Origin of the sequence: Nocardioides segetis, from assembly GCF_051390595.1 — a bacterium.
GTDB lineage: Bacteria > Actinomycetota > Actinomycetes > Propionibacteriales > Nocardioidaceae > Nocardioides.
Window position 1 is genome coordinate 94091 of sequence record NZ_JBNINR010000004.1, and the last position, 6049, is coordinate 100139.

Below are 6049 nucleotides of genomic sequence, written 5' to 3' on the forward strand. Positions count from 1 at the left end.
GCCCGGCGTGGACCGAAACGGGTGCGGTGTCCGGCGCTCACCGCCACCCGTCGTCGCGGGCGGCGGCGCTCACCGCAGGCGCTGCAGGTCCCTCTCGTCGTCCTCGAGGACCGGCGCGGCGTCGACCGCCCGGCCCATGGCGTCGCCCAGCCACGGCACGACGGGCATCCTCTCGCCCCGGTGCGGATAGGCGACGTAGAGAGCCACGGCCGCCGACACGACGAGGCTCAGCAGGACCGCGAGGCCGACGACCAGCACCTTCGACTCCTCCGAGTAGGGATCGCTCTGCGTCCATCCTGCACGCCCGCGCCAAGGCCCAGGGCACCGCGGCGTCCGGGAGGTCGGCTCCGCGCGGCGGAGGTCACACCAGCAGGGGCTCGACGGCCGCGCGGATCAGGTCGGGGATCGGCGTCGAGGGCCGGGCGGGATCGGTGTCGTCGACGTACACGTGGACGAAACGGCCCTCGGCACACGCGAGCGCGCCCTCGCCGTCCGGGTCGCCCTGGAAGAGCCCGATCCGGTAGACGATCGACGACGTGCCGAGCCGCTCGACCGCCAGCCCGAGGTCGATCGGGCGCGGGTAGCCCATCTCGGCGAAGTAGCGGCACGACACCTCCGCGACCACGCCGATCGCCGGGAGCCGGCGGATGTCGGTGCCCGTGGCCTCGTGCAGGTGCGCGTTGACGGCGGTGTCGATGAGGTCGAAGTAGCGGGCGTTGTTGAGATGCCCGTAGACGTCGTCGTCGGACCAGCGGGTCGTGGCCGTGCGCCAGGCGCGGTACGACGACCGGGCCGGCCGGCTGCGGTCGGGACCGCTCATCGCGCGCTCGTCCCGCGTCCTCGTCGCCGCGGGGTGGTCATGCGGACTCCTCCCGCAGCCGCTGGCTGATCACCGCCGAGACGCCGTCGCCGCGCATCGTGACGCCGTAGAGCGCGTCACCGACCTCCATGGTCCGCTTCTGGTGGGTGATGACGAGCAGCTGGGAGTTCTCCCGCAGCTCCTCGTAGATCTCCAGCAGCCGCCCGAGGTTGGTGTCGTCGAGGGCGGCCTCGACCTCGTCGAGGATGTAGAACGGCGAGGGCCGGGCCTTGAACAGCGCGACGAGGAAGGCGACCGCCACCAGCGAGCGCTCACCGCCGGAGAGCAGCGAGAGGCGCTTGACCTTCTTGCCGGGCGGGCGGGCCTCGACCTCGACGCCGGTGGCGAGCATGTCGGAGGGGTCGGTGAGGACCAGGCGGCCCTCGCCGCCCGGGAAGAGCCGGGCGAAGGTCTGGTCGAAGGCCCGGGTGACGTCGGCGTAGGCCTCGGTGAAGACCTGCTCGACCTTGGCGTCGACGTCCTTGACGATGTCGAGCAGGTCCTTGCGGGTGGCGCGGAGGTCCTCGAGCTGCTCGGAGAGGAACTGGTGGCGCTCCTCCATCGCGGTGAACTCCTCGAGGGCCAGCGGGTTGACCCGCCCGAGCATGCCCAGGGCCTTCTCGGCGGCCTTGAGGCGCTTGACCTGCTCCTCGCGGACGTAGGGAACGGTCCGCGGCGCGGGCTCGCCCGCGTCATCGGCCACATCATCGCCGGCATCGTCGGAGGCATCGTCGGAGGCACCGTCGGCGTCGGCGGAGACGTCGGCCCGACCTGCGGCGGCACCGGGGCTCTCGGCGGACGGCTCGAGGACGGGCACCGGCTGGTCCGGCCCGTAGTCGGCGATCAGCCCCTCCGGCTCGAGGCCGAGCTCCTCGAGCGCCTTGGTCTCGATCTGCTCGATCCGCATCCGCTGCTGGGCGCGGGCCATCTCGTCGCGGTGCACGGAGGAGACCAGCTCCTGGTGCTCGCGGTCGAGGTCGCGCAGCGTCTGCCGCACGCTCATCAGCTCCTGCTCGCGTCCGCGGCGCGCGTCCTCGACGGACTGCCGACGCCGGGTGGCCTCCTCGATGGACGTCTCGAGCCGGGCCAGCACGAAGGTCACGGCGGTGGCGACGGCCTGGCCGGCGCGTCCCTCGGCGATGAGTCGCCGGCGGCGCTCGGCGGCGCGGGCCCGCGCGGCGCGCTCGGCCTCCGCGGCCTTGCGCATCTGGTCGACCCGGCCGTGCAGGGCCCGGGCCCGCTCCTCGGAGGTGCGCAGGGCGAGTCGGGACTCCATCTCGGTCTGCCGGGCGGCCCGGGTCGCCTCCACGAGGCGCTCCTGCTCGGTGGTGTCCGGCTCCTCCTCCGAGTCCTGCTCGGCGCTGGCCAGGCGCTGCTCGAGCTCGGCCAGGCCGACCAGCGCCTGCTCGCGCGACGTCTCGGCCTGTGCGATCGCCTCGGTCATCCGCTCGGCCTCGGCCCGGGCCGCGCGCGCGAGGGAGCCGTGCTGGCCGAGCTCCTCGGCGACCGCGGCCAAGGTGGCGTCGGACTCGTGCAGCCGGGCGAGCGCGACGTCGACCCGCTGCCGGGCCTCGGCGCGCTCGTTCTCGAGGCGGGCCAGGTCGAAGCCCAGCCGCTCGGCGGCGGCCACCGCCTCGGCGAGGGACTCGGTGGCCTCGTCGACGGCGGCCTGGATCTCGATCAGGCTCTGGGTGGCGTGCGAGCCGCCCGAGGCGAAGTGAGCACCGAGCAGGTCGCCGTCGCGGGTCACCGCCACGACGTCGGCCAGGTCGGCGACGAGCGTGCGTGCGGCGCCCAGGTCGTCGACGACCGCGACCTTGCGCAGCAGCCGGTTGAGGGCGGGCCGGATCTGGGCGGGGCACTCGACCACGTCGACGGCGTACGACGTCCCGGCGGGCAGGGCGGGCCAGGTGGCGGTGGCCTCGGCCTCTCCCCCGCCGAGCAGCAGCCCGGCCCGGCCGAGGTCGTCGGTCTTGAGGTGGTCGATCGCGGCGACCGCCGAGTCGGCGTCGGTCACGGCGACCGCGTCGGCCGCGGCGCCGAGCGCGGCCGCGACCGCGCCCTCGTAGCCGCCGCGGACGGTGACCAGCGCCGCGACGGAGCCGAGCAGGCCGGAGAGGGCGTCCGAGGCCGCGAGCAGGGCGCCGGCGCCGTCCTTGCGGGCCAGGCCCAGCTCGAGGGCCTCCTTGCGGGCGCTGAGGCCGGCCTTGTCGCGGTCGGCCTGCTGGGCCTCCTCGCGGACCTTGGTGAGCCGCTCCTCGAGATCGTCGAGCGCGGCCACGGCGGCCTCATGCTCGGCGTCGAGTCCCTCCTCGCCGGCGTCGAGGCCGGCCACCCTGGTCTCCAGGGCGGTGAAGTCGCGTTGCGACCTCTCGGCCCGGGCCAGGGCGTCGGCGCGGGCGGCCTCGAGGCGGCCGATCTCCTCCTCGGCGGCGTTGGCCCGCGAGCGCAGCGTGTTGACCTGGCCGTGCAGCCGGGCCAGCCCCTCGCGGCGGTCGGCGGCGGCGCGTAGGAGGCCGGCGACCCGGCGCTCCTCGTTGGCGGCGGCCTCCTCCGCCGCGCGGCGGGCGGCGACGGCCTGCTCGAGCGCGCTCTGCTGCTCGGCGACCTGACCGGCGATCTGCGCCTCCTGGACGGCCAGCCGCTCCGCCTCGGCCTCGATCTCGTCGGGGTCGCGCCCGCCGGCCTGCTCTCCGTCGGCCTCCGCGCCGGCCGCGTTGCGGACGCGCTCGGCGGCCAGGCTCTGGGTGCCGCGGAAGCGCTCGCGCAGGGCGGTCAGCGAGGAGAGGGTCTCCTGGGCCGCCGAGAGGGCCGGCAGGTCCTCGCGCAGCGCCGCCTCGAGCGTCGCCTCCTGCTCGCGGGCGGTCGCGATGCCGCGCTCGACCTCGGCGCGCCGGGCGAGCAGCACGCTCTCGTCGGCGAGCTCCTGCTCGAGCGAGGTCCGGGCCGTCACCAGGTCGTCGGCCAGCAGCCTGGCCTTGGCGTCGCGGACGTCGGCCTGGACCGTCGCCGCGCGCCGGGCGACCTCGGCCTGGCGGCCCAGCGGCTTGAGCTGGCGGCGGATCTCGCTGAGCAGGTCGTTGAGCCGGTTGAGGTTGCCCTCGGTGGAGTCGAGCTTCCGCAGCGCCTTCTCCTTGCGCTTGCGGTGCTTGAGGACGCCTGCCGCCTCCTCGATGAACCCGCGCCGGTCCTCGGGCGTCGCGTGCAGGATCTGGTCGAGCTGACCCTGACCGACGATGACGTGCATCTCCCGGCCGATGCCCGAGTCGCTGAGCAGCTCCTGCACGTCGAGCAGCCGGCAGGTCGTGCCGTTGATGGCGTACTCCGAGCCGCCCGTGCGGAACATCGTGCGGCTGATCGTGACCTCGGAGTAGTCGATCGGCAGCGCGCCGTCGGAGTTGTCGATCGTCAGCACGACCTCGGCCCGCCCGAGCGGCGGCCGGCCCGAGGTGCCGGCGAAGATGACGTCGTCCATCTTGCCGCCGCGCAGGCTCTTGGCGCTCGCCTCGCCCATCACCCACGCGAGGGCGTCCACGACGTTGGACTTGCCGGAGCCGTTGGGGCCGACGATGCAGGTGATGCCGGGCTCGAGCTGGAGGGTGGTCGCGGACGCGAAGGACTTGAACCCCTTGAGGGTCAGGCTCTTCAGATACACGCGGTCTCCCTTCGGGGGTCGGGCAGGTGGGTCCGACGCGGGGGAAGCTCGGCCTCCTCAGGCTAAGGCATGGCGGTCGGCTCCGCGCCGTCGCGAGCGGCGTTTCGCGTCGATCCGCGCCGGCGGCGCAGCCGCGGCGTACGTCAGCCCGGTGGCCCGAGGGGACGCGACGCCCCGGGAGCGTCGCCCGGACGGTCGTGGGCCAGGTCGTCCGCGTGGGCGATGTGACCGAGCTGTCGCCACACCAGGGCGAGCGTGATCCCGGAGCCGACGAACGCGAACCAGAAGGGCGCGAGGACGCCGCCGTGCTCCGCGATGAGGCCGCCCAGTCCGCTGCCGATCACCGTGCCGCCGTAGATCGCCACGCTGTAGACCGAACCGACCCGCCCCTGGTACGCCGTCGGCACGGCACGCTGCCGCACGGCCTGGGACAACGTGCCCCAGACGAACGCGTACACGCCGAAGCCGAACATGATGAGCAGCGCGACCCACGGAGCCCGGGTCAGCGCGAAGCCGAGGTGCATGAGCACCTCCAGTGCCAGGCAGGCGCGCATCAGGGTCGCCAGCGGGACGTGCCGCTCGAGCCAGCCGTAGAGGAAGGTGCCGACCAGTCCCCCGACCGCCGACGCCGTCGTGAGCAGGCCGTAGCCGACCGGGCCGAGGTGCAGCACGTCGAGGGAGTACAGCACCAGCATCGCCCAGGCGGCGGCCCAGGTGATGTTGAAGGTGACGATCACCAGCGCCAGGGTGCGCACCGGAGGGTGCGTGACCAGCCAGCGCAGGCCGTCCGCGATGTCACGCAGCACGTGGGTGTCGATCTCCGCGCGGACCGGACCGGGCGGGAGCGCGATCCGGGACACCAGGACGATACCGAGCAGACCGCACCCGATCTGGGCGCCGAACGGGACCGCCATGCCGACCGCGAACAGCGCCGCGCCCAGCGGGGCGCCGGCGAACTGGTTGAGCGTGATGAAGCCGGCCTGCAGGCGGGCGTTGGCGACCCCGAGGTCGGCCTTGGCGACGAGCATGGGCAAGAAGGTGCGGTAGGCGGTGTCGGCGAAGACCTCCGCGGTCCCGAGCAGGAACAGGGCGACGAGCACCACCGCGATGCTCACCGCACCGGTGACGATGCTCGCGCACAGGGCGACGAGGACAAGGGTGCGGAGCAGGTTGGCGACGATCACCATCCGCAGCCGGTCGACCCGGTCCGCCACCGCGCCGGCGAAGAGCCCGAACAGCAGCCAGGGCAGGCCGACGAGCAGCATCGCCATCGAGACGAGTGCCGGCGACCGGGTCTGCGACGCCACCAGCAGCGGGCCGGCGGCGAGGGCGATCCCGTCGCCGAGGTTGCTCACCCACGCGGACGCCATCAGGCGGCGGAAGCCCGGTCCGAGCCGGGCCGGGGCGACGGCTTCGATCACCCGGCTCACGAGGTCGAGAGGCTACGGGGCGGCGGGCGGCCGGCGCGAGCGGTTTTCTCGGCCGGAGTCCTGCTCGGTCCAAGAAGAACGTCGGGCCGGCAGCGTGGCGCCCGC

4 protein-coding genes are annotated in these 6049 nt (G+C 74.2%); all 4 read right to left on the reverse strand.

The window, feature by feature from the left end; genetic code table 11:
• Window positions 1-69: 69 nt before the first annotated feature.
• The 4 genes from ACPZVR_RS08890 to ACPZVR_RS08905 all read right to left on the reverse strand — a co-directional run bounded on the left by ACPZVR_RS08890 (window position 70) and on the right by ACPZVR_RS08905 (window position 5944).
• Window positions 70-258 carry a hypothetical protein gene (locus tag ACPZVR_RS08890; RefSeq protein ID WP_436699219.1) on the reverse strand — a complete coding sequence of 63 codons (189 nt, stop codon included), beginning with the start codon at window positions 256-258 and terminating at the stop codon, window positions 70-72.
• Between the two features lie 103 nt (window positions 259-361).
• The gene (locus tag ACPZVR_RS08895; protein ID WP_436699220.1) at window positions 362-820 is read right to left on the reverse strand and encodes an acyl-CoA thioesterase; all 459 of its coding nucleotides are present in this window, start codon (window positions 818-820) and stop codon (window positions 362-364) included.
• A gap of 37 nt (window positions 821-857) precedes the next feature.
• On the reverse strand, window positions 858-4514 hold the full coding sequence (smc, locus tag ACPZVR_RS08900) for a chromosome segregation protein SMC (protein ID WP_436699221.1): 3657 nt from the start codon (window positions 4512-4514) through the stop codon (window positions 858-860).
• Between the two features lie 143 nt (window positions 4515-4657).
• A complete protein-coding gene (locus ACPZVR_RS08905) occupies window positions 4658-5944 on the reverse strand; it encodes an MFS transporter (protein WP_436699222.1) in 1287 nt (428 codons plus the stop codon).
• Window positions 5945-6049 lie beyond the last annotated feature (105 nt).